The sequence below is a fragment of the Pararhodobacter sp. genome, assembly GCF_034676545.1.
Classification (GTDB): Bacteria; Pseudomonadota; Alphaproteobacteria; order Rhodobacterales; family Rhodobacteraceae; genus Pararhodobacter.
The window spans coordinates 1582774-1608816 of record NZ_JAUCBZ010000015.1 but is presented as its reverse complement, the minus strand read 5'-3'; the positions used below and the strand labels follow the sequence as shown (position 1 = coordinate 1608816).

At 62.6% G+C, this 26043-nt stretch carries 25 protein-coding genes, 2 pseudogenes and 1 riboswitch; of the genes and pseudogenes, 11 read left to right on the top strand and 16 right to left on the bottom strand.

Annotated elements, in window-relative coordinates; all coding sequences use genetic code 11:
* Positions 1–34: 34 nt before the first annotated feature.
* The 3 genes from VDQ28_RS11370 to VDQ28_RS11360 form a co-directional block, all read right to left on the bottom strand.
* Complete coding sequence (locus VDQ28_RS11370; protein ID WP_323036048.1) at positions 35–994, bottom strand: 1-phosphofructokinase family hexose kinase; 960 nt, start codon at positions 992–994, stop codon at positions 35–37.
* A gap of 80 nt (positions 995–1074) precedes the next feature.
* Positions 1075–2190, bottom strand: coding sequence for a GTP cyclohydrolase FolE2 (folE2, locus tag VDQ28_RS11365; protein WP_323036047.1), 1116 nt, complete (start codon positions 2188–2190; stop codon positions 1075–1077).
* 123 nt (positions 2191–2313) lie between these two features.
* On the bottom strand, positions 2314–3507 hold the full coding sequence (locus tag VDQ28_RS11360; protein WP_323036046.1) for an aminotransferase class V-fold PLP-dependent enzyme: 1194 nt from the start codon (positions 3505–3507) through the stop codon (positions 2314–2316).
* Between the two features lie 57 nt (positions 3508–3564).
* Positions 3565–3641: riboswitch (SAM riboswitch) on the bottom strand.
* Positions 3642–3822: 181 nt separating this feature from the next.
* Here VDQ28_RS11360 and VDQ28_RS11355 point away from each other — a divergent pair.
* Both VDQ28_RS11355 and VDQ28_RS11350 read left to right on the top strand, forming a co-directional pair.
* Positions 3823–4260 carry a hypothetical protein gene (locus VDQ28_RS11355; protein ID WP_323036045.1) on the top strand — a complete coding sequence of 146 codons (438 nt, stop codon included), beginning with the start codon at positions 3823–3825 and terminating at the stop codon, positions 4258–4260.
* A 117-nt stretch (positions 4261–4377) separates the two neighbouring features.
* Positions 4378–5400, top strand: a complete 1023-nt coding sequence (locus tag VDQ28_RS11350; RefSeq protein WP_323036044.1) for an alpha/beta hydrolase family protein — start codon at positions 4378–4380, stop codon at positions 5398–5400.
* Positions 5401–5534: 134 nt separating this feature from the next.
* Here VDQ28_RS11350 and VDQ28_RS11345 read toward each other — a convergent pair whose 3' ends face one another.
* The gene (locus tag VDQ28_RS11345) at positions 5535–6179 is read right to left on the bottom strand and encodes an inner membrane-spanning protein YciB (protein WP_323036043.1); all 645 of its coding nucleotides are present in this window, start codon (positions 6177–6179) and stop codon (positions 5535–5537) included.
* Positions 6180–6330: 151 nt separating this feature from the next.
* Here VDQ28_RS11345 and VDQ28_RS11340 point away from each other — a divergent pair, with 151 nt between their 5' ends.
* Positions 6331–6786, top strand: coding sequence for a YtoQ family protein (locus tag VDQ28_RS11340; RefSeq protein WP_323036042.1), 456 nt, complete (start codon positions 6331–6333; stop codon positions 6784–6786).
* On the opposite strand, the gene VDQ28_RS11335 is transcribed toward VDQ28_RS11340, so the two are convergent.
* Positions 6762–7469: a hypothetical protein gene (locus VDQ28_RS11335; protein WP_323036041.1), complete on the bottom strand. Its 708-nt coding sequence runs from the start codon at positions 7467–7469 to the stop codon at positions 6762–6764. The genes VDQ28_RS11340 and VDQ28_RS11335 overlap by 25 nt on opposite strands.
* Before the next feature lie 223 nt (positions 7470–7692).
* Here VDQ28_RS11335 and VDQ28_RS11330 point away from each other — a divergent pair, with 223 nt between their 5' ends.
* Entirely contained in the window at positions 7693–8424 is a 732-nt protein-coding gene (locus tag VDQ28_RS11330; RefSeq protein WP_323036040.1) for a glycosyltransferase family 25 protein, read from the top strand.
* 7 nt (positions 8425–8431) lie between these two features.
* On the opposite strand, the gene VDQ28_RS11325 is transcribed toward VDQ28_RS11330, so the two are convergent.
* Complete coding sequence (locus VDQ28_RS11325) at positions 8432–8680, bottom strand: hypothetical protein (RefSeq protein ID WP_323036039.1); 249 nt, start codon at positions 8678–8680, stop codon at positions 8432–8434.
* Positions 8664–9239 carry a hypothetical protein gene (locus VDQ28_RS11320; protein ID WP_323036038.1) on the bottom strand — a complete coding sequence of 192 codons (576 nt, stop codon included), beginning with the start codon at positions 9237–9239 and terminating at the stop codon, positions 8664–8666. Before VDQ28_RS11320 ends, VDQ28_RS11325 begins: the two co-directional genes overlap by 17 nt.
* An 85-nt stretch (positions 9240–9324) precedes the next feature.
* Between VDQ28_RS11320 and VDQ28_RS11315 the strand changes: the two genes are divergently transcribed.
* Positions 9325–9993: a nitroreductase gene (locus VDQ28_RS11315; protein WP_323036037.1), complete on the top strand. Its 669-nt coding sequence runs from the start codon at positions 9325–9327 to the stop codon at positions 9991–9993.
* Positions 9994–9995: 2 nt separating this feature from the next.
* Here VDQ28_RS11315 and VDQ28_RS11310 read toward each other — a convergent pair whose 3' ends face one another.
* The gene (locus tag VDQ28_RS11310) at positions 9996–10712 is read right to left on the bottom strand and encodes an alpha/beta hydrolase (protein ID WP_323036036.1); all 717 of its coding nucleotides are present in this window, start codon (positions 10710–10712) and stop codon (positions 9996–9998) included.
* A gap of 154 nt (positions 10713–10866) precedes the next feature.
* Here VDQ28_RS11310 and VDQ28_RS22585 point away from each other — a divergent pair.
* Together VDQ28_RS22585 and VDQ28_RS11300 are read left to right on the top strand one after the other, a co-directional pair.
* Positions 10867–11190 (top strand): annotated as a pseudogene (locus tag VDQ28_RS22585) (alcohol dehydrogenase catalytic domain-containing protein); the annotation flags it as partial.
* A gap of 292 nt (positions 11191–11482) precedes the next feature.
* Entirely contained in the window at positions 11483–11899 is a 417-nt protein-coding gene (locus tag VDQ28_RS11300) for a hypothetical protein (protein WP_323036034.1), read from the top strand.
* A gap of 7 nt (positions 11900–11906) precedes the next feature.
* On the opposite strand, the gene VDQ28_RS11295 is transcribed toward VDQ28_RS11300, so the two are convergent.
* The 4 genes and pseudogenes from VDQ28_RS11295 to rpsD form a co-directional block, all read right to left on the bottom strand.
* Positions 11907–12578: an extensin family protein gene (locus tag VDQ28_RS11295; RefSeq protein WP_323038111.1), complete on the bottom strand. Its 672-nt coding sequence runs from the start codon at positions 12576–12578 to the stop codon at positions 11907–11909.
* 231 nt (positions 12579–12809) lie between these two features.
* Positions 12810–13718, bottom strand: a pseudogene (locus VDQ28_RS11290) (prephenate/arogenate dehydrogenase family protein); the annotation flags it as partial.
* The gene (hisC, locus tag VDQ28_RS11285; RefSeq protein ID WP_323036033.1) at positions 13718–14803 is read right to left on the bottom strand and encodes a histidinol-phosphate transaminase; all 1086 of its coding nucleotides are present in this window, start codon (positions 14801–14803) and stop codon (positions 13718–13720) included. The gene hisC and the pseudogene VDQ28_RS11290, both read right to left, overlap by 1 nt.
* Positions 14804–15010: 207 nt before the next feature.
* Positions 15011–15631, bottom strand: coding sequence for a 30S ribosomal protein S4 (rpsD, locus tag VDQ28_RS11280; RefSeq protein ID WP_323036032.1), 621 nt, complete (start codon positions 15629–15631; stop codon positions 15011–15013).
* Between the two features lie 286 nt (positions 15632–15917).
* On the opposite strand from rpsD, the gene VDQ28_RS11275 reads away from it, so the two are divergent.
* Positions 15918–16214: a tryptophan synthase subunit beta gene (locus VDQ28_RS11275; RefSeq protein WP_323036031.1), complete on the top strand. Its 297-nt coding sequence runs from the start codon at positions 15918–15920 to the stop codon at positions 16212–16214.
* 15 nt (positions 16215–16229) lie between these two features.
* Positions 16230–17144, top strand: a complete 915-nt coding sequence (locus VDQ28_RS11270) for a calcium/sodium antiporter (protein ID WP_323036030.1) — start codon at positions 16230–16232, stop codon at positions 17142–17144.
* Positions 17145–17160: 16 nt separating this feature from the next.
* On the opposite strand, the gene VDQ28_RS11265 is transcribed toward VDQ28_RS11270, so the two are convergent.
* Together VDQ28_RS11265 and VDQ28_RS11260 are read right to left on the bottom strand one after the other, a co-directional pair.
* On the bottom strand, positions 17161–18213 hold the full coding sequence (locus VDQ28_RS11265; RefSeq protein ID WP_323036029.1) for a Hint domain-containing protein: 1053 nt from the start codon (positions 18211–18213) through the stop codon (positions 17161–17163).
* Positions 18214–18354: 141 nt separating this feature from the next.
* Positions 18355–20475 (bottom strand): ComEC/Rec2 family competence protein, encoded by a 2121-nt coding sequence (locus VDQ28_RS11260; RefSeq protein WP_323036028.1) that lies wholly within the window; start codon positions 20473–20475, stop codon positions 18355–18357.
* Positions 20476–20550: 75 nt separating this feature from the next.
* On the opposite strand from VDQ28_RS11260, the gene gltX reads away from it, so the two are divergent.
* Entirely contained in the window at positions 20551–21954 is a 1404-nt protein-coding gene (gene gltX, locus VDQ28_RS11255) for a glutamate--tRNA ligase (protein ID WP_323036027.1), read from the top strand.
* A gap of 61 nt (positions 21955–22015) precedes the next feature.
* Positions 22016–23314: a citrate synthase gene (gene gltA / locus VDQ28_RS11250; RefSeq protein ID WP_323036026.1), complete on the top strand. Its 1299-nt coding sequence runs from the start codon at positions 22016–22018 to the stop codon at positions 23312–23314.
* Between the two features lie 720 nt (positions 23315–24034).
* Here gltA and VDQ28_RS11245 read toward each other — a convergent pair.
* Together VDQ28_RS11245 and VDQ28_RS11240 are read right to left on the bottom strand one after the other, a co-directional pair.
* Positions 24035–24640 (bottom strand): outer membrane protein, encoded by a 606-nt coding sequence (locus VDQ28_RS11245; RefSeq protein WP_323036025.1) that lies wholly within the window; start codon positions 24638–24640, stop codon positions 24035–24037.
* A 233-nt stretch (positions 24641–24873) separates the two neighbouring features.
* Positions 24874–26028: a M20 aminoacylase family protein gene (locus tag VDQ28_RS11240; RefSeq protein WP_323036024.1), complete on the bottom strand. Its 1155-nt coding sequence runs from the start codon at positions 26026–26028 to the stop codon at positions 24874–24876.
* Positions 26029–26043: the final 15 nt, after the last annotated feature.

Here is a 26043-nt window from a genome sequence, read left to right as displayed (position 1 = left end):
GCAGCGCCATGTCAAGCGCTGCTCGAAACGCGGATCAGGGTGTGGCGCGGAACTGACAGTCTTTGACCAATCGCTGGACATCGTCAGCGCGGCACAAGGCACTTCCCGGCGTCATCACGGCGGCGGCGGCGGCGGCGGTGCCCATCCGGAGGGCCGCTGCCACCCCCTCGCCCCGCGCCACCGTCAGGGCGAATCCCGCCGTAAAACTGTCGCCGGCGCCGGTCGTGCTGACCACCGGCACCTCGGGGGGCACGCAGTGCAGACGCTCGGTTGCCGTCGCCAGAACCGACCCGTCCCGCCCTCGTGCAAGTATCACCACGCCGGCCACGCCCGCGCCTACCAGCGCCTGCGCGTAATCGAGGCTTTCAGCGGCGGTTTCCAGTTGGCGCCCGGCACTTTCTTCGGATTCGCGTTGATCCATGCGCAGGACATGGGGTTTGGCCCCCGCCTCCGGGTGGTCAACCATCTGCCGCAGCGCGGCCCCGGAGGTATCCACGATGATCCGGGCTTGTGGCAATCGGCGCACCAGCTCCTTCGGGAAATCGTCAGGCACGCCGGGCGGTTGACTGCCCGACAGCACGACAATCGCGCCCGGGACCAAGTGCCGCGTTTCCTCGCTCAGGCGCGAAAAAACCGCCTCGACCTGTGCGGGCGTCCAGTTCGGTCCAGGCAGGATGAACCGGAACTGCTTGCCCGTTTCGCGCTCGGTCACGGACAGGCTTTGCCGGGTTTCTCCATCCAGTTGAAACGCCGCAACGGTCACACCCGAATCGCCAAGCAACTCGGCCATGCGCGCGCCCGTCACGCCGCCCAGCGCGGCCACCGCCAGAACGCGGCCACCCAGATTTGTCGCCGCGCGCGCCACGTTGACCCCGCCGCCGCCGGGTTCAACCGTCGGCGCGCCCAACCGCAATTTCGGGCCCGGCACAACGAGGCCAGAGTCGGCGCTCAGATCCAGTGCCGGGTTCAGGGTAACGGTCATCAGATCAAACATCACCGCCTCGCGCTATGGCCGAAGGCGCATCATAGCAACCGCGCTATCCGCCGCAAAGCCACGTCCTTGACCTGCGACACTTACCCCTTGTGGATCAAGCTCGCGAACAACTGCGGGTCAAGGCTTTGCGCCTCAAAGGCCGCCCCGCGGGTCAGGACACTGACGGCGTCATGACTGTGCAGGCTTTCCTGATGGCTGGCCACCACACGGAAATCTCCGATCCTCGGGTCGCTTTCCAACGCTTCGCAATAGAGCCTCGCGGCATCCTCGACGAAAATCGGATTGGCGGCGTTGAGTTCGGCAAAGGCTTGCTCGTCCTCACGCTTGACCATCACTTGTGTTTCGGTTGGCACCGCGCGCCTGCAAGCGTCGATCAGATCCTCGAACCACAGCACTTCGCCGGGCAGAACCTCGACCGAAATCCGCGCCACGGAGCGTTGCGAATGGGGTGTCGCCAGTTGTCCGCGACCGGACCGCGCGTGTTCGCTCAATTCCAGAGAACACGGGCAGGTCGAAGAATAAACGTAATCCAGATGCATGAACTGTCGGCGCACGCCGCCGACGTCCACCAATTCCAGTGCAATATCGTAATACTGCCAGCCCCACAGCCCCGAGCGCAGGCTTTCAACTTTCATCGGAAAGGAAAAGCGCATCTGAATCCGGGCGTCGAAGCTTTCAAGATCGGTCTTGTAGTCATCCAGTGCCGCCGCGATCACACCCACACTGAACCGCTTCTCCGCGTGCTGGTAAAAGCTGCGCATGATCCGCGACATGTTGATGCCTTTCTTGTTGGCATCAAGGCTCACCGTTCCCGTCACCGAGGCTTGCAACGTCACATCGTCATGCCCGCTGGCATCGCCATTGCGCGTGCGAAACCGGATCGGCACGCGGAAATTCGAGATCCCGACATGCTGAATCGCCGTATTTGCGCCCTTGATCAGGCTGGCCGGACCATTCTGCAAGTCGGGCATGGTGCGTTTATAGGCCGCGTCCGGTTTGAAATCAGCCGGATAAGTCTGCTGAAACACCGGATAGGCCGGATCGGCTACGCCCGGCAGAAGCCGCGTTAACGCGGGGTCAAGCGCGGCAATTTCCGCGTCGGTCGCCCGCGCGGCCCAAGCCCTCAAAACGGACATCGCCGCTTCGGCTTGCAACAGATCTGGCTCTTTTTTCGTCACCGGTTTCTGGACATTCATCACTCGCCCCCTTGGATACGACGCATATCACGTCTGGCGCGCTGGGAATAAACGTAATCCTTCACGCGCCTTTTACAACGGTTCTACGCCTTGGGCTGGCGATCAGATCACCCAGTAGTGACCTTAAACCGTCGCGAGCGCCTGCTGCAGATCCGCGATCAGGTCCGCAGGGTCTTCCAGCCCGATCGACAAGCGAATCAGACCGTCCGAGATGCCCAACACATCCTTTTGCGCCTGAGGCAGTCGCTGATGGGTGGTCGTCGCCGGATGCGTGACAATGGATTTTGCATCGGCGAAATTGTTCGAGATGATGACGATCCGCAAGGCATTCAGGAACCGGAACGCGCCCGCCTTGCCGCCCTTGACCTCAATCGCCAAAACCGTCCCACCCGACGCCGACTGCGCCATTGCCACCGCGTGTTGCGGATGGCTGAGAAGTTGCGGATAGCGCACCGCAGCCAGTTTTTCATGCCCCTCCAGCGCCTCGGCCACCTGCATCGCAGCGGCGGCCTGCGCGCGGACACGCAGGTCCATGGTCTCCAACCCCTTGAGATGGGTCCAGGCGGCAAACGGGTTGATCGCACCGCCCGTGTGCTTGAGATAGGCCTCGATCGGGCCGCGGATCAACTCGCGCGACCCGCAGATCGCGCCGCCCAGCATACGCCCCTGCCCGTCCACATGTTTGGTCGTCGAATAGACGATCAGGTCAGCGCCCAGCCGCGCGGCATAGGAAAAAGTCGGCGTCGCCATCACGTTATCCACCACCACCAGCGCGCCATTGGCATGCGCCACACGCACCACATGCGCGAGGTCGATGACCTCCAACGTCGGATTCGAGATGGCTTCGAGGAACACGACCCGCGTATCGGGACGAATTGCCGCCTCCCACGCGGCATTATCCGTGCCATCAACCAAGGTGATCTCGCAGCCGAACCGGCCCAGAACATCCTCAAGAATATAAAGGCACGACCCGAACAGCGCCCGCGAGGCGACAATATGATCGCCCGCCTTGGTCAGCGCCAGCATCGCGCCGCTGACCGCCGCCATGCCCGAGGTGCAGGCGAACGCATCCTCGGTGCCCTCGAGGGCAGCGATCCGGTCCTCAAACATGCGGTTGGTGGGGTTGCCGTAACGGGCGTAGATGAACTCATCCTCACCCGCCTTGACGAACCGCGCCTCGGCGGCTTCGGCGGTTTCATAGACGAAACCTTGCGTCAGAAACATCGCCTCGGACACTTCGCCATACTGGCTGCGCCGTGTGCCGCCATGCACCGCAACGGTACGCGCACTCCACTGAGGATCAATCGTCTTGGCCATCGCTGCCTCCTGCGGTCGCAACCGCTTTAACCGTTACCGGCACAGGCGCAGCCCCGCGAACACGCGACACCAGCCTCTTTAGCGGATTCTTTAGCGTGGGCCGCAAGCCGGCACAAAGCCCCACGTTTGCGCCAGTTACGACACTCAAGCCTGCTGCGTCAAGGATCCGGTGCGACATTCTGGCAAGGCGCACGGACAGCGAGCCATCGCAGAGCCGCGACATCGCCCCGCAATCGCCCAGCACTTGCCCCGGTCTCGCCCCGTTTCAGGGTCACAACTCCCCAAGTAAACCAAGCCTAACCGGGACCTGATTCCATGAAACAGAAGATTCATAACTTTGTGTGCAACGAGTTCGGCGGCGTTCCCCTCAATACCCTCGCCTTGACCGCCTCGGTCTTTGGGGCCGGGCTGCTCGGCATGGGGCGATTTGTCGAACAGGCGCGTGCCCAGACCGCGCTCCAGACGGACATCTCGCTGACTCTGCCGATTGCAGAGCTGCAAATGACCAACGAAGCCCGTGCCGAAGTGCAGCGCGCGCTGAGCTCAATGGACAATGCCGATCTCAGTCTGACCTATGCGCGCATCCACAGCACCTTTCGCAGTTATATCGGCGAGGATGACCTGTCCGTCGCCCGCGCCTTGATCGACTACGCCTCTCTGGCCGAAGCCGAGCTTTTCACACGCGGCATTCTGCGCCCGCCGGGAACAGACAGCGCCCAGGACATGCTGATGACCTATCAACTGGTGCTGTAGCCCGCCCAACCAACCTGCAAGATCTGAAACCGCGTGTCGCGCTCTCGACACGCGGTTTTCACATTTTCGACACGGTGGGCTGTAAATATGAACCTGAGGCACAGGATGCCCGTTCTCATGAAGAACGCTCCGTTCACCCGGCAGAAACCCGGTTCAGCGGACAACAACAAGGACGACGCCTTAGAATTTATCGCACCGAAAGCCAAACCGATGACCTTGATCCCGATCACCGCAACGCAGACTGGCCTGGTCTTGGGCTCCTCTGAGGGTGGCACACCCGAAAGGACCATCGCGTTGGCCTTGGCCGATGTCCCGCAAACCGCGCCGGTGGTGATCATGGTCCACGGCAAAGGCTATCGCCCCTCGGACCCCGACCGCGATCCCCATCGCCTGATCTTTGCACCTCGCCCCGGGTTTGGCCGTAGCCGCTTCGTCTCCTGGCCCCGCCGCCTCGGCTTCGCCCTGCCCGGCCCGCGCAAACCGCTGGGGCTGTGTTTCGGCTTTGGCTGGCACTCGGCCGGGGCCTTGTGGCGCGCCACGGAATCGGCGGATGCCACCGCCCTGATGCTCGCCCGCCTGGTGCAACTCATCCGCCGCATCGACCAGGAACGCCGCGTTGACCTGATCGGGCATTCGCTGGGGGCTCGTGTGATTCTCGGTGCCATGCCCCTGCTGGCCGCCAACACCATCGACCGCGTGATCTTGCTGGCAGGCGCCGATTTCACCCATCGAGCCGAGGCCGCACGCCGCAGCCCCGCCGGGCTATCCGCGGAATTTCTCAACATCACCACGCGGGAAAACGACCTCTATGATTTCCTGTTCGAACGCGCCTTCGCGCCATTCGGCGGGCAAAATGCGCTGGGAAACGGGGTTGGCATGCGCGAAAACTGGCTCGACATTCAACTCGACAATCCCGCCACCAGCGCCGCCCTGCGCACCATGGGCCTGCCGCTCGCCGCATCGCAAGCGCGGATCTGCCACTGGTCGGTCTATCTGCGCCCGGGCGTGTTCCGCTTCTACCGCGCGCTTCTGCACGATCGCCAGCGCTTGTCCCTGCCGCTCTTGCGCGCTGCCCTCACCACCGCACCGGAACCACGCTGGTCGCACCTCATCAAACGCATCGCGCCTCTCGCAAGCTGACCGGCCCCCTGACCGTCTTTGTTCTTCAAATATCCTGCGGGGGAAAGGCCGACGGCCTGACGGGGGTGCAAAACCCCCGGCGGGCCGAGGGGGCTCGATGCCCCCGAGGCACGCTCTCCCTCGACCCGTCGCGTTCAGCGTGGCCCGGTCCAATGCGTATCGATCAGCTTGTAATTCCCCATCAGAAACACGAACATCACACCCATCTGCCCGAACGTGTCCCACATCACGAAGACATCGGTCGAAAAATTCCGCCAGATCACCTCGTTCATGGCCGCAAAGGCCAGGAAAAACCAGGCCATGCGCCGGGTCAGGATCATCCAGCCTTCGCGGCTGATCGGCAGCGCCTGATCCAGCACGAAGGCCAGCCAGGATTGTCCGCGCCACAGGCCGATGAACAACAAGACCCCGAACAGACCGAAAACGAAGGTGCTTTTCATCTTGAACACGCGTTCGTCGTTGAACAGAACTGTGCCAAGCCCCAGCACAATCACCAGGATCAGCGTCGCCAGTTGCATTCGCGACAGCCGCCCGGTGATCAGCCGCAACGCCACCGCCGACGCGATTTGCAAGGGTACGAACAACACGATTGCCACGACAAACCCACCGTAGTCGGTGCCGCCAATCGTCACGCTGCCGTCGCGCAGCCATAGATAGGCCACCAGAAAGGCCAGCAGCGGCCCAAGCTCCAACACTTGCTTGATCAGCGGCGAGGCCTGTTTCTCGGGTTGAGGGCCTGGCTGCGGCGCGGGTTCGTGGTCAGGGTCGGGCGTCGTCATGGAACCTCCGGGCAATCGGTGCCTCATCTGCCCGGTTTCCGCCGCACAACGCAACCCCATTAGCCCGGCCAGAGACCAAGACTTGTGTTTCCCGCGCGCGGCGGCCAAAAAGGTCGCACACCCCCCTGACCCGACCCCATCGGAGCCTTCCATGACCCTTTCAGTGTATCTTTCCGGCGAAATCCACACCAATTGGCGCGACGAGATCATGGCGGGTTGCGCAGATGCAGGGCTGGATGTGGCGTTCAGCGCGCCGGTCACCGATCACGATGCCTCGGACGATTGCGGTGTGGCAATCCTTGGGACCGAGCCAACCAAATTCTGGCACGATCACAAAAGCGCCAAGCTGAACGCGATCCGCACACGCAAGGGGATCATGGATGCTGATGTTGTGGTCGTGCGATTTGGCGAGAAATACAAACAATGGAATGCCGCGTTTGATGCCGGTATGGCGGCGGCGCTGAACAAGTCGCTGATCGTCCTGCACGGCCCGGACCATCAGCACGCCCTCAAAGAGGTCGATGCTGCTGCCCTTGCGGTTGCCGAAACGCCATTGCAGGTCGTCCAGATGCTGACCTATGTTCAGCGCGGCACTTTGCCCGGCTGAGGCGACACGCCGACCCCATCGCGAAAGAAACACCGCGCGCGACGGCTTGCGGCATCCCAGCGGTTCACCAGTCCGTTCCAAAAGCGGCTGTTCTCATCGCGGCGTCGGCGCTCATAAATCTCGCGCGCAACCCGCAACGCGCCGATCAGCTTGAGCGGTTGCCTTTCATGCTGGCGCAGGGCGACAAAGGTTTGTGGGCCGAACACCCCGTCTTCGGGCACCTGCAGCGCGATTTGCAGAATGCGCACGGCCCCGGTCCAGCCCCGGTTCCAGGTCAGGTCGCGCAGAAGATAGCGGATCGCGCCGGTTTTGGCGCGCAAGGCGTAGCGATCCGTATAGTCGGCGATATAGGCGACCGCTTCGGCCTCGGCTTGCGCGTGCGCACCCGCGTCGATCAAACCGCGCAAATGGGCGGCCATTTCAGGATGATAGCGCTCATTGATGCCGGCAATCTCGAAACGGCCACCGCCATCATCACCCGGCAATTGATAAACCACGATACGCCCGTCGTCGTCACGGCTGGCTTCGGCGTTGACGATATGCTGCACGATTTCTTGCCGCAGCATCCCCAGACTGTCGGGCCTGCGACACTCCAGGGTTGCGGCGTGCGTGGCTGCGGTCATGCTGGCACAGGCGCAAAACACCGCGCAAACCAGCTTGCCGCGAAAAAGGTTCAAAATCATGCGTCGTACTCAAAAAAACGCACCCGAGGCGCTTTGGCCGTCGTCGGTGCTCATCACCTATAAAATCAGCGTCTCAACCCGGTGCCAAGGCGTCAAGGCCATAACCTAGCACCGGGCTTCGGGGAATCCCACGGGTTTGGCGCGCACGCCCAATTGTGCAACAGCGGTTGAAACCCGCGCACAGGCGCGGCAAGACAGAGACCTGCCTTGCTTGGAGCATGTCATGCCCGAAACCCCTGCCGCCAAAGCCCTTCTGGACACGTTTGGCCGCATCGTCGTGATCAACTTGCCGGAACGGGCGGACCGGCGCCGCGAAATCGACGCGCAGTTGCGCCGGGCCGGGTTATCGCTGGATCACCCGGCGGTCGACGTGTTTGCCGCCGAGCGCCCCACCGTGGCGGCCGGGTTTCCCTCGATCGGTGCGCACGGGGCCTATCAAAGCCATCTGGCGGTGATGGAGCACTTGCTCTCACACGGGTGGGATCGCGCCTTGATCCTCGAGGATGACATGGATTTCTCGCGCGGGTTCGAGCGGCGCTTGCCCGCCCTGGCCGAGGCCTTGAAGGGGTACGACTGGGCCATGATCTATGGCCACCCCGGCGACAGGCCAGCCCAGACCCCGGCCCCCGACGCCAATGGCCTGATCACGCTGCCCGCTGATTTAGGGTTGATTCAGCTGCATTTCTTCGGCCTGACCCGCGCGTTCGCCGAAGCCGCCGTGCCGATGCTGCGCGCCATGATGACACGGCCCGAGGGCAGCCCCGAGGGTGGCCCCATGCATGTGGATGGCGCGCTGAACTGGGTGCGCCGCGCGCATCCGGGTTTGTTGGCGCTGGGCATTTCCCCGCAAATCGCCCAGCAGCGCGCCTCGCGCAGCGATATCGCCGGGGCGCATTGGTACGATCGACTGCCGCTGATGCGAACCATCGCGGCGGTGGCGCGGCGGTGGCGCTAAGAGTGCGTCACAATCCGGCTCCCGGATGCGCGGACACAACGCGCCAGACCAGTTCCTCATACCAGCGCCCCACCGCCGCCGACATGCCATCAGGACGTGTCAAACCCGCGGGATTGCGCCGATAGATCACTGCGAAATGCGTCAGCGCCGTGATCCAGGCGCCCAACTCGGACGGGTGAATATCATCGCGAAACAACGCACGAATGTCCGAAATCGGGGCGCGCCCGGCCTCGATCTGGTCATGGATCTCGGCCATCACCGATATCGCCGGGATCAGCCGCATCAGCGGCGCGTCTGACGGTCGATGGGCGTTTACATGCGCGCGGATCTCCTCCCACGCGGCGAGTTCTCGGTCCAGACGCTCGCGCCACGGCAAGCCGGGCATCCGGGTCCGACCCCTGCCCGGCAAACTCCGGCCCCGTGTCCAGCCCCACCCAACTGGCGAAAAGCAACACCTCGGCGCCCGCGCTCCATCCCAGCTGCGCGAATCGCAGGGCATAGTCGGCCGAGTGGTGATAGGGCGCGGTGTTCGACAGCGCCACACGCTCGGTCAGCACAACCACGTCAAACTCGGAAATCCGTGCGCGCAGGTCCAGCCCCGGCGGATTATTCCACCGCCATTCCAAGGGGCTGCCCGGGATTGTCGACAGGAAAACACTGTCGCGTGGCCCCCCCGCCGCGCGCACCATCGCCTGCAACGGGTCCAGGAGCGGGTCGGTCAGGCTATGACCCGACATCACCACACGCGCGTGCAACGCCCCTTCTTGCGCCCAGCTTTGGCCCGCCAGCAGCGCCAAGGTCCCGCCCGCAATCATGTGCCTCCGTGTGACCGCCATTTCCGCCCTACCCCGTTGCCCCATCATCGCCCGCACGCTAAGTCTAGCCCATCGGAGGACTGCAATGACACCCCAAGATTTCGACGCCCTGACCCGCGCCCGCCGCTCTGTGCGGGGCTACCGTGCTGATCCCGTCGCGCCCGAGATCATCGAGCAGATCTTTGCCACGGCGCTCTGGGCTCCGTCGAATTGCAACGTGCAGCCGTGGAGCGTGCATCTGGTGTCCGGCGACGGTTTGCGCGCCTTGGGTCAGGCGATGATCACGCACGCCAAAACCGGGTCGCCCGCGCCGGATGTGCCGATGGATACCGCCTATCGCGACACGTATCGCGCGCGGCAGATCGGCTCGGCCAAGGCACTGTACGGCGCGATGGGGATCACCCGCGACGATCACGCCGGGCGGCAAGCGGCCTTCACCCGGAACCTCGATGCGTTTGGCGCGCCCCATGCCGCCTTTGTCTACCTGCCCGAAGGGTTTGGCACCCGCGAGGCCGCCGACCTTGGGGGGTTCGTGCAAACGCTGCTTCTGGCGATGACCGCGCAGGGGTTGGGCAGTTGTGCGCAAGGCGCGCTGTCACTGTATCCCGAGGTGATCCGCAAACACCTTGGCCTGCCAGCGGGGCCGCAACTGATGTGCGGCATCTCGTTTGGCTATGAGGACACAGCCCATCCGGCAAACGCCGCGCAGACCGACCGAGCCGCCCTGTCAGACATCCTGACCCAGCACAACTAGCCTCAGACCGAGGCCAATCCCTTCAGGATCTCGGCCAAGGCCTGCGGTTGAGTGAGTTGCGGTACATGCCCGCAGTCCAGCGTGAACACCGCTTCGCAGGGAGAGTCCGCAACCATTTTTCGTTGCAAAGCCGGGGTAACCACCTGATCCTGCGTGCAAAACACATAAGCTCGGGGCACTTTGGCGAAACCGGGGCCAAGGATCGCCGGGTCTTTCTGCGCTTTGTTCGATTGCGGGCTCATCACCGCCAAGGCGCTTGCCGCCAGCGTTGGCGAGGCATCCTGCATCAGTGTTGCGCCCGCGACATCCGGGTCCAGCACCGTGGTCCCGGCGACCGGCCCCGGCCTGACCGCGCCCTGAATGCCGGGCGCATCCTGTTGGCGGATCAAGGACAATAGGCTATCGCCATCACGCGGCAACAGGGCGGCAACGAACACGCATGACACCGTGTGTTTCGGCTGGCGCGAGGCAACCTGCGCGATCACGATCCCGCCCATCGAATGCCCCACCAAAATGGCGGGCGGCCCGGCCAGAAGCACCGCTTCAACCGCCGCCACATACTCTGGCTGGCCCACAGTTTGCGGCGGAACCGGGCTTTGCCCATGCCCCGGAAGATCGAGCGCCTCGACCCGGTGTCCGGCCGCTGTCAAACGGCGCTCGAGCCGCGACCAGCCAGCCGCATTTCCCCAAGCCCCATGAACCAAAATGAAACGCGCCATTGACCTGCCTTTTGACTTTCGCGACTTTTACTGTGCAGCGCCGCTGGATTTTGCGCAATAATGACCATCCTTGACGTAGCGTCGGGTGATATTCTGGGGATTCACCCGGACACCCTGACGCGCTACCCTCGCCAACCCAACTGGAGAGAACCCTATGCCCCACCTCGCCTCAACCCTCGCTCTGAGCCTTCGCGAGGGCGGATTTGCCAGCGCCCCGACACCACAAACCCCGGACGATCTGACCCCCTTTCTGGAACTCGCCGAAGTCGCCCTGCCCGCGCCCGCCGCCGGTCAAGTGGTGATCGAGGTGATCCTGTCCCCGGTGAATCCGTCAGACTTGTTCTTCGTTCAGGGCGGCTATGGACAACCAAGGGTCAAAGGCCAGGCCGCCGGGTTCGAGGGGGTGGGCCGGGTTGTCGCGGGCAATGGGGCGCTGGCCGAAAAACTGATCGGACAGCGCGTCGCCTTCCTCGGCACCGTGACCGGCACTTGGGCCAAACATGCGCTGTCGGATGCAGCGCTGTGCATTCCACTGCACGAGTCGGTCTCGGATGCTGATGGCGCGGCCTTGATCGTCAATCCGCTGACCGCCGTGGCCTTGGTGGACCGCGTGAAAACCGCGAAATCCCCGTCCTTCGTGCTGAATGCCGCCGGATCGCAGTTGGGGCGGCTGATCTTGGGGTTGGCGCGTGACGAAGGCCTGCCAGCGATTGCCGTCCTTCGCAGGTCAGGCGTCGAGGACGACTTGCGCGCGGCCAGGGGCAACCGAGGTGCTGATCAGCTGCGACAAGGATTACAGCAAGGCGTCGCGCGCCGCCCTGAAGGCCCACAAACCCCGCGTTTTATTGGATGCCGTTGGCGATCAGGCCACCGCGGACCTGTTTTTCGCCATGCCGACCGGGGCGCGCTGGGTCAGTTACGGCAAGATGAGCGACGAGGCCCCGACACTGACGCAAATGGGCCAGTTCATTTTCATGGACAAACAGATCGAGGGGTTTTGGCTCAGCCGCTGGCTGCCATCGGCCCCGCCAGAGCGCCGCGCGGCGGTGGTCGGCCAAGTGCAAAAACGCTTCGCCTCGGGCCAATGGTCCACGCGGGTCGCCGCCGAACTATCCCTGGAGGAGGCGCTGGAAAACATCCTGCCAATGCTCGCGACGGGTCAGGGCAAGGTGATGATCCGGCCCTGAGCCGTGGTTAACGGCAGTAACTGCCACCGCCCCGGTGTCGCGCAAGGTCAAAGTGAAAATGGTCTTGGTGAAAGCGGTCGGCATCGGGGCTGAGTGTCGTGCGGAAGATGTCGCAGGCCTCTTCGTACATCTCGTGCAGGTCTCGTCTGTGCGGGCGGCGGCGCCAATGGTTCTCGACGGTCACGACATCGCCGTTGGACAGTTGATAGCCGGCAACATCAATCGCCATACCGCGCCCATGTTCGGAAATCCGTGCGCCGCGCTGGCTGTTGCGGGTGCGGCAGGAATAGTCACCGATCACCCGGATTTGCGCCACGCCGCCGCCACGACGACCCACCGCTGGCACCAAGGAGTCATCGACCCACTCGGCAAAAGCGCGCGCCAGAGCGCAATCCACACGCGCGGGGCGCGACAAGGGAATGCCGTGAACCGATGAGATGCTGACCGGCTCGGCTACGCCGCAACCGCGCGTCGATGACGTGATCGGCGGCAGGCGACGCCCCTCGAGGGCACGCACGCCGCACAGACCACGCTCGGTCGGGCCCGCCGTGGCCGGTGCGCGCGATCGGGTTGCCGCCACACGGGATGGTTGCGATGGCGCGGCGGCAAACCGGGCGGCGGCGGCGGCGGAGCGTGCGCGCGGCAACAGGCTTCGGGCGACACCGGGACGTTGCGACATTGGCGTTAATTGTCGTGCAATACCAAGCGCCTGCGCCACAGCCGCATCCGTTTCAGGGCGCGGCGCGGGCGTCATCGGCAACGGCAGGGGCAACGGATCGGTTGTGGGTTGTACCGGGCGCGGACGCGGGAACGGCGAATGCCACGGGACCTGCGCCATTGCGGCGCCACTCATCCCGAGCAACACCACGCCTGCCAGCAAAACCCGCAACCACGCCAATAACTCAGTCCCTCTTGATCCGGCGAAGTCAGGCGCGTCGGTGTCCTGTCCAGCCTCGATAATGCCCCGCCGAATGTCGCGGGTCCGCGTGAAATACGCGTGCAAGTGATCGCCGTCCCCCATGCGAATGGCACGTTGCAAGACGAACAATTCCTCGGTGAAGCGGCCCAGAACGTCGAGCGTGGCCTCCTTGTTGTGCAAGAACACGTCGCGCCACATCGTCGGATCCGACGCGGCGATCCGCGTGAAATCGCGAAACCCGGTAGCCGAGTATTTGATCACCTCGGATTTCGACACCCGGCGCACATGGTCCGCGACCCCGACCATCGTATAGGCGATCAGGTGCGGCGTATGCGACACCACCGCCAACACAAGATCATGGTGCGTTGCGTCCATCTCGTCAACATGCGCGCCCATCGCCTCGTACAGGTGGCGCAACCGTGCGACCGCAGCAGGATCGGACCCATCAAGCGGAGTCAGCAACCACCAGCGATTTTCAAACAAGGTCGCAAAGCCGGAATAGGGGCCGGAATGTTCCGTACCCGCCAGCGGGTGACTGGGGATGAAATGCACGCCCTGCGGCATGAACGGGCCAACCGCGTCGATCACCGACTGCTTGACCGAGCCCACATCCGTCACCGTGGCCCCCGGTTTCAGATGCGGCGCAAGTTCGGCGGCCACCGCGCCCATTGCCCCCACCGGAACCGCCAGCACGATCAGATCGGCCTCCTTGACAGCCTCGGGGATATTGTCGTGGATACTGTCGACAAAGCCGATCTTGGCGGCGGCGTCGCGGGTCTCGCGGCTGCGGGCGTAGCCGGTGATATGCGCAGCCAACCCATGCCGACGCATCGCGTGGGCCATTGACGACGCAATCAAACCCAGCCCGATCAGTGCCACGCGGTTGTAAAGGACAGCCATCAGCGCACACCCTTGAAGCGTGCAATCACGTCGATCACACGTTGACAGCCCGCCTCATCGCCGACGGTAATGCGCAGACAATCAGGCAGCTGATACCCCTTGGTGCGCCGGACGATGATCCCCTCGGCCTTTAACGCCGCATCGCAGGCCTCGGCCTCGGCGGCGGTGTCAAATCGCGCCAAAACGAAATTGGCAAAACTTTCGTCGCAGCCAAGGCCCAGTTGCAGCAATGCATCCCGAAGCCATGTACGCAACCGCGCATTCTCGGACCTGCATTTCTCGGTAAAGGCCACATCCCGGATCGCCGCCGCCGCCGCCGCCATTTGGCCTTCGGACAGGTTGAAGGGCTGGCGCACGCGGTTCAACACGTCGATCACCTCGCGGTGCGCATACCCCCAGCCGACCCGCAGCCCGCCCAGACCGTGAATTTTGGAGAAGGTGCGCGTCATCACCACGTTGGGATAGTCGTTGACCAGCGAGACGCCGCCATCGAACCCCTCGGCGAATTCGGTATACGCACCGTCATGCACGAACAGCACATAGGATGGCAGGTTCTCGATCAGCCGGCGCAATTCGGCCTCATCCAGCATCGTGCCGGTCGGGTTGGCCGGGTTGGCGATAAACACGATGCGCGTGAATTCGGTGACTGCTTCCAGGATCGCGTCGACATCGACGCGGCGCTCGAATTCGGGCACCTCGACCGGGGTCGCGCCCGCGGCTTGCGCCAGAATCGGGTACATGGAAAAGCCATGCTCGGTGGTGATCACCTCCTCGCCCTGCCCCACATAACACTGTGTGATGAATTGCAGGATCTCATCCGAGCCCACGCCGCAGATGATCCGATCCGCGTCCAGACCATGGACCTCGGCGATGGCCTGGCGCAGCGCGCGGTGGTCGGTGTTGGGATACCGATGCATGTTCGCGGCCGCCGCGAGATAGGCCTGCGTGGCGTTCTCGCTGGGGCCGTACGGGTTTTCGTTGGACGAGAGTTTCAAAACCTCGGCCTTGCCCTCGACATGGCTTTCGCCGCTGACATACAGCGCGATTTCCATGATCCCTGGCTGCGGACGGATGGCATCGCTCATCCTGTTTCTCCGATTACAAAGCCCCTGCGGGCGTTTTAGCGCGATCAACGTGTGCGGACCAGCATGGGTCGCGGGAAAATCCGCAACCGTGGCCGGAAGCCGCCGACGTGGTGAACAAACCGAAGAAAGGCCGCGACGGTTCCCCGGCGCGGCCTTCCAATTCTGGCACAAGACCCTTAGGCGCCAACAGTCGGCACCAAGGCCGGATCAGTTCTTTGCGTAATATTCGACGACCAGGTTCGGCTCCATCTGAACCGCATAGGGCACATCCGCCAGCGTTGGCGTGCGCACATAGGTCGCGGTCATCTTGGAGTGGTCGGCCTGAATGTAATCGGGCACGTCGCGCTCGACCAACTGGGTCGATTCGATGACGATGGCCAACTGACGCGAGCGCTCGCGAACGGCGATCTCGTCGCCTTCCTTGACGCGGTACGACGCGATGTTCACGCGCTTGCCGTTCACGGTGATGTGGCCGTGGTTCACGAACTGACGTGCGGCAAAAATGGTCGGCACAAATTTCGCGCGATAGATCACCGCGTCGAGACGACGCTCGAGCAGGCCGATCAGGTTTTCACCAGTGTCGCCCTTGATGCGGGTCGCATCGCTGAAGATGCGCTTGAATTGCTTCTCGGTCAGGTCGCCATAGTAGCCCTTGAGCTTCTGCTTGGCGCGCAGCTGAGTCCCGAAATCGGACAGTTTGCCTTTGCGGCGCTGGCCGTGCTGGCCCGGACCATATTCGCGCTTGTTGACTGGCGATTTGGCGCGGCCCCAGATGTTCTCGCCCATACGGCGGTCGATTTTGTACTTGGCAGTCGTGCGTTTGGTCACGGCTGATCTCCTTCTTTACAGGTCGAAGGGCGTTGTCCTTTCTCATCTCACACCCGTGCGGGTCCGTGATCAGAGCGACAGGGTCCCTTTTGCAAGGTCCACCAACACCAATGAAAATCCGGGGCCCGCCATTGCAGACGGGCACCCGGAACGACGCGCTTATACAAGCCGTCAGGGTGGAGTCAATGACCGACAGTCACGATTCTTTTTTAACCAGACGCGCCATTGTCACTTGTTTCGCCACGCGCCCTCACCAAGTGAGCGCTATCTGATGCAGGGCCCCGAGATGACACGTCGAAATCGACGCTATGAGCGACAACTCGCGCGACTGGGGCACCGGGTTCCGGTTCTTGGGGGAACCCTGCGGGCGCTCACCTTGCCGGGCCGACGGTGGCTTCGCCTCCCCGTGGCGCTGCTCCTGATCATATGCGGGGTTCTGGGCTTTTTGCCGATCCTGGGGTTCTGGATGCTGCCCCTGGGCGCGCTCTTGTTGGCGACCGACCTGCGAATTCTGCGCGCCCCTCTGGGGGCATTGATCGTTCGATTGCGCGCAATGGTGCGGCGCTGGAACCTTCGTTTTTGAAAGCACACAGCAAACATGGACTATCTTTTTATCCTGGCCGGCCTCGCACTGCTCATCGCTGGCGGCGAAGCCGTGGTGCGCGGGGCATCCTCTTTGGCCAGCAAGCTTGGACTGTCGCCGGTTCTGATCGGCCTGACCGTCGTGGGCTTTGGCACGTCGATGCCCGAACTGATGGTCTCGCTTGACGCCGCCCTGGGCGGCAGCCCCGACATCGCGCTGGGCAATGTCGTCGGCTCCAACATCGCGAATATCCTGCTGATCCTTGGCGTGACCGCGCTGATCTGGCCCATCCAGACCGCGACCCTGTCGCTTGGCCGGGCGCTTTGGCTGGTGATGGTCGCGACCCTCGCACTCATCGTCCCCTTTGCGATGGGGTCGATCGGATTGGGCTTTGGCGTGGCGTTCCTTGGGGTGTTGACCCTCTATCTGGTCTTGGCGTTTCGCGAAACCACCGAACTCGAGGGCGCGGATGCCGGCATCGCCCCGCTGAACATTTGGATCAGCACCGGTCTGATCCTCGGCGGGTTGGTCGGTTTGATGGTCGGGGCCAACGCGCTGGTCAGTGGCGCGACCGCGTTGGCGCGCCTTTGGGGGCTGTCCGAGGCGTATATCGGGTTGACCATCGTCGCGGTCGGCACCTCGCTGCCCGAACTCGCAACGTCGCTGGTGGCGGCCCTGCGTCGGCAGCCGGGCATCGCCGTGGGCAATGTTGTGGGCTCGAACATCTTCAACATTCTGGGCATTCTGGGCGTGACAGCCGTCGTCACGCCGATCCCGGTGACCAGCCGGTTTCTGACCTTTGATCTGCCGGTAATGCTGGCCGCGACCGTGGCGATGCTGCTGGCCTTGCGCCTGCCAAGGATCGGGCGCAGCGTTGGTCTGGTTTTCTTGCTGGGATACGCTGTTTATCTATGGGCGGCGCAGGGCTGAGGGCCACCCCCCTGCCTTACGCCAGCAGGGGCCGCAGGATTGCCGCTTCACCGCGGTCGAGGCAGCGGCGGGCAGTCTCGCCAAATCGCGACGGGTCCGCCACCAGACCGGGGGTTGCCTGCTCCAGGGTGCGCGCATGCCATGACAGAACGCGCGGGTCCGCCAGTCCGGGGTGGAAGCTTTCGCACGGCTGACCATTCGCGGTGATGATCTCGTGCTGTTCCAGCATCAGATGCACATACCGCACCGCGCCCGTGGCAAAGTCGCGACGGATCAAACGGCCGTCTTCCAGATCCTCGGCCGCAATCAGAACCTCGCGGTCACTCCAGGCGGCTTGTGGCGCGCGCACCAACAGACGATGACCCGGCGACACCAGAAGGTCGGCATCAGGTCGCCGCGCATCGCCTGTGGTGTTCAGGGCACCCGCACAAATGCGCACCGGTCGCAAATGCGGATACAGATACAATTCAGCGCCTGACAGTTTCGTCTCGCCGCGCCAAATCAAGGGCCGCGCCCCATTGTCGCGCGTTTCCAACGTATCACCGGGCGCCAACGTCTCGACAGGGCGCGGTCCGTCCGGTGTCGCGATCAACGTGCCCGGCAAAAAGCAGATGACACCCATGCGCCGGGATTGGGCCGCCGGAGCGATGTTCAGGGCCGAAATCCACAACTCATGGTCCGAAGGCGGCAACAGCGGGTCAAATACCGCCAATAGCCGCCCGTCCAACCGCACCAATCGCGCCGCGTATTCGCGGCGCCCGTCGGTCAAAAGGAAGGTATCGGGCAACAGGTCTGCGGCAGAATTGGGCAGGGCCTGCAACGCATCCGGCATCGCCGCCAGCGACAGGCGGCGCATCCGGGCGCGGGCGCGTTCTCGCGGGTCACCCCGGTTTACAGGTGCGTCCAGCCAAAGGGTGTCGCGTGTCGCATCCAACCGTCGCGCATCGCCGCGCCTGCGCCAGGTCATGCCGACCGTCAGGAATTCTGGGTCCAAGCCCCACTCATCGCCAGGCGCCGTTTGCGCCCAGTCCACGGCATAAACGCCGTTGAACCCGGAAACACTGCTCATTTTTTGCCTGTTTGTTTTCCATATTGGTAACAAACGAGGCGGACTCTGGCTAGAATTTTCTGATTCGCATGGACCGAAAAACCGGCCCGCTGCATTTCGGCACGGAGTCATTGCACAGTTGCTCGTCGCGGTGCTTTTGATTTATGGCACGCTCCAAGGCCGCTGCCCTGAAACCTCTTGCGCCGTGGTGATGCGCCCGCTCTGCGACACCGAGATTGCCCCAATGCGCGACAACGCGCGCGCATCAAAGAGACGACACGACCCCGGGTTGGCACCGAGACGAGTGTTGATGATCACCGTCACGCCCCTCCGACAATGCTGCGTCAACGCCGCCTCTCCGCCCCGCCCTGTCAGATGAACCCAGTCTTGATCCGCAAAGCGGAACGTTACGCCACCTTGAACCGGCACAAACCCGGCCCGAGCTGCGGCATCCTGCTGCGTCGCCGGGTCACCATCCAACTCCAGCCAGCGGCTGGCGACAAAACTCGCGCCGCGCTCGCGGCTCAAGGCGCGACCTGTGGGCGTCGCCAGGCCGACCAGCGCCCCGTCGCGATCAATCAGCAAGGCAGGTCGCTCGGCCAGCGTCCAACCCACGACCGCAACTCCGGCCAGAAAAACCCCGGCAAACCGCGCCCGGCCCGGCCAGAGCGCCACCCACAAGCCCCCCAAGCCGATCACCGGGACGACCCACCACGGCGGCGAGGGAACCAACCGGATCGCCCCCTCCAGATTGCCGAAAGCATTCGCAACACCCAGAATCCATCGCGTCCCGGCGGCCATCAACCATAGCCCGATTGCTTCGCCGCCAATCGGCCACAGAACCGCGGCCAGAACCGCCGAGGGCATCACCAACAGGCCCATGAGCGGCACGCTCACCAGATTTGCCAACAGCCCATAGTCGGTAAGCCGATGAAAATGCGCTGCGGCAATAGGCGCGGTGGCAAGCCCTGCCACGAGGGAACACAGTGCCGCCGTCACAATCGGACGCAACAGCCGCCTCAACGGACCGGCCCGCGTGCGCGGTTTGCCGCGTTGTCGGTCCCTGAGCGCCGAGAACACCGCGACAAGGGCGACGGTCGCCGCGAAAGACATCTGGAACCCTGCGGACAAGATCGCCTCGGGCCGCCAGAGCAGCAATATCAGCGCCGCCAACCCGACCGACCGCAAGGAGATCGCGCGACGCTCGACAATCACCGCCAAAAGCATGGCAGCCGCCATGACAAACGCCCGCTGGGTTGCGATATTGCCGCCCGACAGGGCCAAATAGGCCGCCGCCGCCAAGAGCGCGCCGACGGCGGCAATTTTTCGGATCGGAAACCGCAACGCCATGCTTGGCAGCAAGGCCATCGCCGCCCGCAATGCGCCAAACACCACACCTGTCAGCAAGCCCATATGCAGACCCGATATCGCCAGCAAATGCGACAGGTTCGAGCGTCGCAAATCCTCGGTTGTGTCCAACCCGACGCCCGAACGATCTCCGGTCAGGATCGCCGCGACAAAACCGCCGGTCTCCCCCGGCAACCGCGCCTGGATGCCCGCACTGATCCGTTGCCTGAGCCGCGTGAGCGACAATCCCAACCCCGCTTTTGGCGCGTCCAACGCCAGCACCGGGCTGCGCGAATATCCGACGGCCCCCAACTGATCGAACCATGCAAGACGGCGAAAATCGAAGCCACCCGGCTCGGTGGGTGGTGGCGGTGGCCCCAGATGGCCGGTCAGCATTACGCGCATCCCGGCAATCGGATCCACGTCCAGAGCATCCCCGTGCAACGAGACGCGCACACGAAACGGCGTCTCTTGCGGGTTGAGGCCCGGCAACACCATGTGATCGAGGGTCAATCGCACTGCGTCCGACGCCGAACGATCCACCTGAATGATCCGCCCCTCAATGGCACCATAGCGATGCCACCCCAAGACCGGTGCCGAAACGGATTGCGTGCGCATCCCGGCCATGGCAAAGCCGATGCACAGCAAGGTGAGGGCCCAGAATGATGGCCGCGCGAGTTCTGGCCCCCGCAGAGCCAGGATCAAAAGAAACGTAGCCGTCACCCAGACACCCGCAAGTGCCTGCCCCGATGGCTCGAACAGCAAGGCGAAATAGCCGCCGGCACCGATCCCCACGGCAACAGGCGCCAAGGGGAACAAATGTCCGCGTGCGCTGGCCAGGGCCGCAACCGGCCGCAAGGCGTGAAAACCCAGCAATCGCAACGTCGTGGCGCCCAGAGACGTGAGGGTCGCGCGATGAGTGGTCGTGCTCGACACTTGAGATCGCCTGCATCATTGCCTAGAGCTTTGCACAACTTACTTCTTTTCTGGTTTCCGAAAGGTTAACGCCCGATGAATACGCCCGTTGTGACCCGCTTCGCCCCCTCGCCCACAGGGTTTTTGCATATTGGCGGCGCACGCACGGCGCTGTTCAATTGGCTATATGCCCGTGGGCGCGGCGGAAAATTCCTGTTGCGCATCGAGGACACCGATCGGGCCCGCTCGACACCCGAAGCCACAGCGGCGATTTTGTCCGGCTTGACCTGGCTCGGACTGGATTGGGACGGCGACGCGATCAGCCAATTCGAACGTGCCGACCGACATGCCGAGGTCGCACGGGACATGTTGGCCAAGGGGCATGCATATAAATGCTTCGCGTCGCAGGACGAAATTGAGGCGTTCCGCGAGGCCGCCCGCGCCACCGGGAAAAGTACGCTTTATCAATCACCCTGGCGCGATGCCGACCCGGCGACGCATCCCGATGCCCCCTATGTCGTGCGCCTCAAGGCCCCGCGTGACGGCGAAACCGTGATTGAAGACGCCGTTCAAGGCCGCGTGGTTTTTCGCAATGACCAGCTTGATGACATGGTTTGTTTACGCTCTGATGGTACGCCGACGTATATGTTGGCCGTTGTGGTCGACGATCACGACATGGGCGTCACGCATGTGATCCGGGGGGACGATCATTTGAACAATGCTGCGCGCCAGGTCCAGATTTATCATGCCATGGCGTGGCCGGTCCCGATTTTCGCGCATATCCCGCTGATTCATGGGGAAGACGGCAAGAAACTGTCGAAACGCCATGGCGCACTGGGCGTTGAGGACTATCAACGCATGGGGTATCCTGCCGCTGCGATCCGCAACTATCTGGCACGGCTGGGCTGGAGCCATGGGGACGATGAGTTTTTTTCTGATTCTCAGGCGCGTGAATGGTTCGACACCACGGGAATCGGCAAGGCACCAGCGCGACTCGACCTCAAGAAACTGGACCATTTGACGGCGCAGCACCTGACGATCATGGAGGATGCCGCAGTGCTGCACGAACTCGAGGAATATCTGGCCGCAACCGATGCGCCTTCGCTCACGCCCGCGCAGCGCGAGGGGATTTTGCGCGCCATGCCCCAACTCAAGGACAAGGCGCGAAACTTCGGCCAAATCCTTGAAAGAGGGCATTTTGTGTTGACTCAGCGGCCGCTTGATCTGGACCCAAAAGCGGCAAAATCACTGGATGATGTATCCCGTCGTATACTGTTGGAATTGACGCCGCAGTTGCAAAATGCTAGCTGGAACCGCGAAACACTTGAAGCCATTGTAAGCGAATGTGCGGCGCAGCACGACATGGGTCTTGGCAAACTTGCACAACCACTGCGCGCGGCGCTTGCTGGGCGTATGGTGTCGCCCAGTGTCTTCGACATGATGATCGTTCTGGGACGAGACGAGACCCTCGCGCGACTGTTTGAGGCCGCAAAAGGGTAAGAAAAAAGACCGAGGTCCGCGATGCGGATCAATGTTCAATAGGGAATGAGCGAGGGAAGCGATGGCAGAATCCAAAGGGAATGCAACACTTACGATTGGCAACACCGCAATTGATCTGCCGATCTATTCGCCCACAGTCGGGCCAGACGTGCTCGACATCCGAAAGCTCTACGGACAGGCCGATGTCTTTACCTATGACCCCGGCTTCACGTCGACGGCATCGTGTTCGTCGACCATCACCTATATTGATGGCGACAAAGGTGAACTGCTCTATCGCGGCTATCCGATCGAACAATTGGCCGACAAATCGCACCATCTCGAAGTGTGCTATTTGCTGCTTTACGGTGAACTGCCGAATGCACAGGAAATGCTGGATTTTGAATCCCGTGTCACTAAGCACACGATGGTTCACGAGCAGATGCAGTATTTCTTCCGGGGCTTCCGCCGCGATGCGCATCCGATGGCCACGATGGTCGGCGTGGTCGGGGCGATGTCTGCGTTCTATCACGACTCGACGGACGTCAACGACCCTTGGCAACGTGAAGTCGCCTCGATCCGCATGATCGCGAAACTGCCGACGATTGCCGCAATGGCGTATAAATACTCGATCGGACAACCCTTCGTGTACCCGAAGAACTCGCTCGATTACGCTGGGAACTTCCTGCACATGTGTTTTGCGGTCCCCGTCGAGGACTATGTCGTCGATCCGATCCTCGCCAAAGCGATGGACCGCATCATGATGCTCCACGCGGATCACGAGCAGAACGCCTCGACCTCGACCGTGCGTCTGGCGGGATCGTCAGGGGCCAACCCTTTTGCCTGTATCGCGGCGGGCATCGCCTGTCTTTGGGGCCCGGCACATGGCGGTGCAAACCAGGCTTGCCTGGAAATGCTGCGCGAAATCGGCACCGTTGATCGGATCCCGGAATTCATCAAACGGGCGAAAGACAAGGACGATCCGTTCCGCTTGATGGGCTTTGGCCACCGGGTCTACAAGAACTTTGATCCACGCGCCAAGGTCATGAAGGAATCGGCGGATGAGGTTCTGAGCCTCTTGGGAATCAATGACAACGAAACCCTCAAAGTCGCCAAGGAACTGGAACGAATCGCCCTCGAAGACGAGTATTTTGTCTCCAAAAAACTCTATCCGAACGTCGATTTCTATTCCGGCATCATCCTCGAGGCGATGGGCTTCCCGACCTCGATGTTCACACCGATCTTTGCGCTCAGCCGCACCGTGGGCTGGATTTCTCAATGGAAAGAGATGATCTCGGATCCGGAACTGAAAATCGGCCGCCCGCGCCAGCTCTACACCGGAGCACCGCGTCGCGATTACGCAGAAGTCGAAGAACGCCAGTAAATCGCGCCGCACCAAGGCCAAGCGCTCACCCGTCTTGCGCTTGCCAGGGGAACGGGCCACGGATTTTTCCGATACGGGCAGGATGTCAGCATCCTGCCCGTCTTCATATAGCGCTGCGGAAATCCCAGCAGACGGCGAAGGGCAAAGAACCGGACCTGTCGCGGATTGATGCCGCGCCCTGGGCAGTATGCACGGCCGTAAAGACATGCAACCGAGGGGCGTGATCCAGACGCAAGGAACGGGGCGCATCGTGTTGGCCCGCGGATTATCGCGCTGGCAGAAGGAGGACCATCGGTGGGAACGATCGTACCGGGCACCGCAGAGGGATCATCCGTCACAAAGCCGACATACGGTGCCTCCGGAAATTCGCCCGTCGCACCCTCCGAGTTCCAAAACGGACACGGACACGGACACGGACACGGACAATACCATCGACGTGTCTGGTCATACCCGCAATTCTGGTTTCGACATTTTTCGAACCCGGTCGAGCGTGGAAGCCCAACTCGCAACGCGGCGTCGACATTCGCAACGCGAATCCGATCACCACATGGATACGCCAAGGCCGTCGATGCCGGAAAAAACTGTGCCCCCGATTTTGCATCGGAGGCACATAAACCTTAAACGGCTGCCCCACAGGGGCGGCATTTTTCGTATAGCGTCAGCACCATGAACCCCGCGGCTCGTGCGACTTATTTTGATGTCTACCGCACAGAATGCCGGTTAAAACTGGAAACCTGCGCGGATCTGAACGGTGCCGAACTCTCCGGTCCAGGTCGCCAAGTCGGAACGCGAGAGGTCCCGATGGACATACTCGACACCGACAAAGAACCTGTCGGTCACCCGGTAATCCAAACCAATACCAAGATTCCACCCGTTATAGGTCGTGCTGCCGCCGCCGGGCGAGAACGTACTGGTGGTATAGCCACCCGCGACATACACCAAAGTCCGGCCGAAATCACGCCCGACAGTGGCGCGAATATCGGTCATCCGCTCGAATTCCCAGGTGGGAAACGCAGCCTGCTGCATGTTCATCGCAACCGTCGACGAAATCTCGCCGCCGACCACATAATCGCCCATGTCATGCCGGTAACCCAGGAACAACCCCGTAAAATTGCTGCCGCTATCAAGATCATAGGGCCCGCCGATATCAAACATCTCACCCGAGGCGCGCCCGTGATAAACACCGCCATAAACGCCCGACCAGTCTGGTGCCGCAGCATAGACCGGGACCTGAACCATCGGTGGCTCGGAAACAACGACGGGACCGCTGGCAAAAGATGCGCTCGCGGTGAACGACATGATTGTCGCCAGAAATACCTTCTTCATTCGCGTTCTCCATGTAACCACTGCTGTGCAAGGCACAGATACGTCTTGACTTGACGTTACGGTAAGCAGAGGCGGCCACGACTGCAACGGACTCCGCCGCCAACCTGCCATCAATCCCCCCACCGTTGCCAAAAGACCACGGACGCGACTCGATGCGCGGCCTATTCGTTGTCAGGGCGGCGCGCGCTTGCCTGCCCTGACAATCCGCACGGTCGCACGCCGCTGTTCAGGCATCAGACCCGGGCTTGCGCCTTCTCGACCAGCCGGACGAAAAAGCTCGCGCCGATCGGGGCCACAGCATCGTTGAAATCATATTTGGGGTGATGCAGCCCGGCCCCCTCGCCCTGTCCGAGGAAGAGATAGGCCCCTGGCCGTTCCTCGAGCATATACGAGAAATCCTCGGCGCCCATTTCGATTGCACATTCGACCGCGCCGCTTCCGACCTCTTGCGCCACACGCATGGCAAAGTCGGTTTCGTCGGGGTGGTTTACCGTCGCCGGATAACCGCGCTCATAGTTGACCTCGACGCGCACCCCCATGGCCGCCGCGATCCCGTTCAGAATTTCATGGCATCGCGCTTCGACCATGTCTTGCACGGCCTTGTCAAAAGTTCGGATGGTGGCGCTGAACCAGCCGGTTTCGGGAATGATATTGTCGGCGCTGCCAGTGTGCATTTGCGTCACGCTCAACACCAGCGAGTCCGTGCCCTTTCGGTTGCGGCTGGCGATTGTTTGCAGCGCGCCCACCATCGCCACAATCGCCGTGACCGGATCGACACACTCTTCAGGCCGCGCGCCATGGCCTCCGCGCCCCGTCACGGTCACCGTCATCGTGTCCGCCGCCGCCATCAAAGGCCCCGCCCGGCCGTGAAACTCGCCAAACGGCAACCCTGGCGCATTGTGAATCCCGTAGACTTGGCCAATGCCGAAACGGTCCATGATCCCTTCATCCAGCATCACCTTTGCGCCCCCGCCCCACTCCTCGGCGGGTTGGAAGATCAACGCGACACGGCCCGAGAAGTTCCTGGTTTCCGCCAAATATCGCGCCGCCCCCAGCAGCATGGTTGTGTGCCCGTCATGTCCGCACGCGTGCATTTTCCCCGGCACAACCGAAGCATAAGCCGCGCCCGTTTCTTCAGTGATCGGCAAGGCATCCATATCGGCCCGTAGCCCGATTGTTGGCCCGTCGCCTTGCCCCTCAATGATCGCCACCACACCGGTTTGTGCAATTCCTTCGTGGATTTCCGTGATGCCAAACTCGCGCAGACGTGCCACGACGAAAGCAGCCGTCTCATGGCAATCGAACCGGGTTTCGGGGTTTTGGTGCAAATGCTGCCGCCACGCGGTCAGGTCGTCAGCATAATCTGCAATGCGGTTGATGACAGGCATGGTAAACTCCAGCGT

Coding starts and splice junctions, on each gene's coding strand:
- VDQ28_RS11330 (WP_323036040.1), top strand. CDS start 7,693: ATGCCCGAAACCCCTGCCGCCAAAGCCCTTCTGGACACGTTTGGCCGC.
- VDQ28_RS11275 (WP_323036031.1), top strand. CDS start 15,918: ATGACACGTCGAAATCGACGCTATGAGCGACAACTCGCGCGACTGGGG.
- VDQ28_RS11320 (WP_323036038.1), bottom strand. CDS start 9,239: ATGATTGCGGGCGGGACCTTGGCGCTGCTGGCGGGCCAAAGCTGGGCG.
- VDQ28_RS11355 (WP_323036045.1), top strand. CDS start 3,823: ATGAAACAGAAGATTCATAACTTTGTGTGCAACGAGTTCGGCGGCGTT.
- VDQ28_RS11340 (WP_323036042.1), top strand. CDS start 6,331: ATGACCCTTTCAGTGTATCTTTCCGGCGAAATCCACACCAATTGGCGC.
- folE2 (WP_323036047.1), bottom strand. CDS start 2,190: ATGAATGTCCAGAAACCGGTGACGAAAAAAGAGCCAGATCTGTTGCAA.
- gltA (WP_323036026.1), top strand. CDS start 22,016: ATGGCAGAATCCAAAGGGAATGCAACACTTACGATTGGCAACACCGCA.
- VDQ28_RS11345 (WP_323036043.1), bottom strand. CDS start 6,179: ATGACGACGCCCGACCCTGACCACGAACCCGCGCCGCAGCCAGGCCCT.
- VDQ28_RS11295 (WP_323038111.1), bottom strand. CDS start 12,578: ATGTCGCAACGTCCCGGTGTCGCCCGAAGCCTGTTGCCGCGCGCACGC.
- gltX (WP_323036027.1), top strand. CDS start 20,551: ATGAATACGCCCGTTGTGACCCGCTTCGCCCCCTCGCCCACAGGGTTT.
- VDQ28_RS11310 (WP_323036036.1), bottom strand. CDS start 10,712: ATGGCGCGTTTCATTTTGGTTCATGGGGCTTGGGGAAATGCGGCTGGC.
- VDQ28_RS11315 (WP_323036037.1), top strand. CDS start 9,325: ATGACACCCCAAGATTTCGACGCCCTGACCCGCGCCCGCCGCTCTGTG.
- VDQ28_RS11325 (WP_323036039.1), bottom strand. CDS start 8,680: ATGGCCGAGATCCATGACCAGATCGAGGCCGGGCGCGCCCCGATTTCG.
- VDQ28_RS11265 (WP_323036029.1), bottom strand. CDS start 18,213: ATGAGCAGTGTTTCCGGGTTCAACGGCGTTTATGCCGTGGACTGGGCG.
- hisC (WP_323036033.1), bottom strand. CDS start 14,803: ATGAGCGATGCCATCCGTCCGCAGCCAGGGATCATGGAAATCGCGCTG.
- VDQ28_RS11370 (WP_323036048.1), bottom strand. CDS start 994: ATGTTTGATCTGATGACCGTTACCCTGAACCCGGCACTGGATCTGAGC.
- VDQ28_RS11270 (WP_323036030.1), top strand. CDS start 16,230: ATGGACTATCTTTTTATCCTGGCCGGCCTCGCACTGCTCATCGCTGGC.
- VDQ28_RS11335 (WP_323036041.1), bottom strand. CDS start 7,469: ATGATTTTGAACCTTTTTCGCGGCAAGCTGGTTTGCGCGGTGTTTTGC.
- VDQ28_RS11360 (WP_323036046.1), bottom strand. CDS start 3,507: ATGGCCAAGACGATTGATCCTCAGTGGAGTGCGCGTACCGTTGCGGTG.
- VDQ28_RS11245 (WP_323036025.1), bottom strand. CDS start 24,640: ATGAAGAAGGTATTTCTGGCGACAATCATGTCGTTCACCGCGAGCGCA.
- VDQ28_RS11350 (WP_323036044.1), top strand. CDS start 4,378: ATGAAGAACGCTCCGTTCACCCGGCAGAAACCCGGTTCAGCGGACAAC.
- VDQ28_RS11240 (WP_323036024.1), bottom strand. CDS start 26,028: ATGCCTGTCATCAACCGCATTGCAGATTATGCTGACGACCTGACCGCG.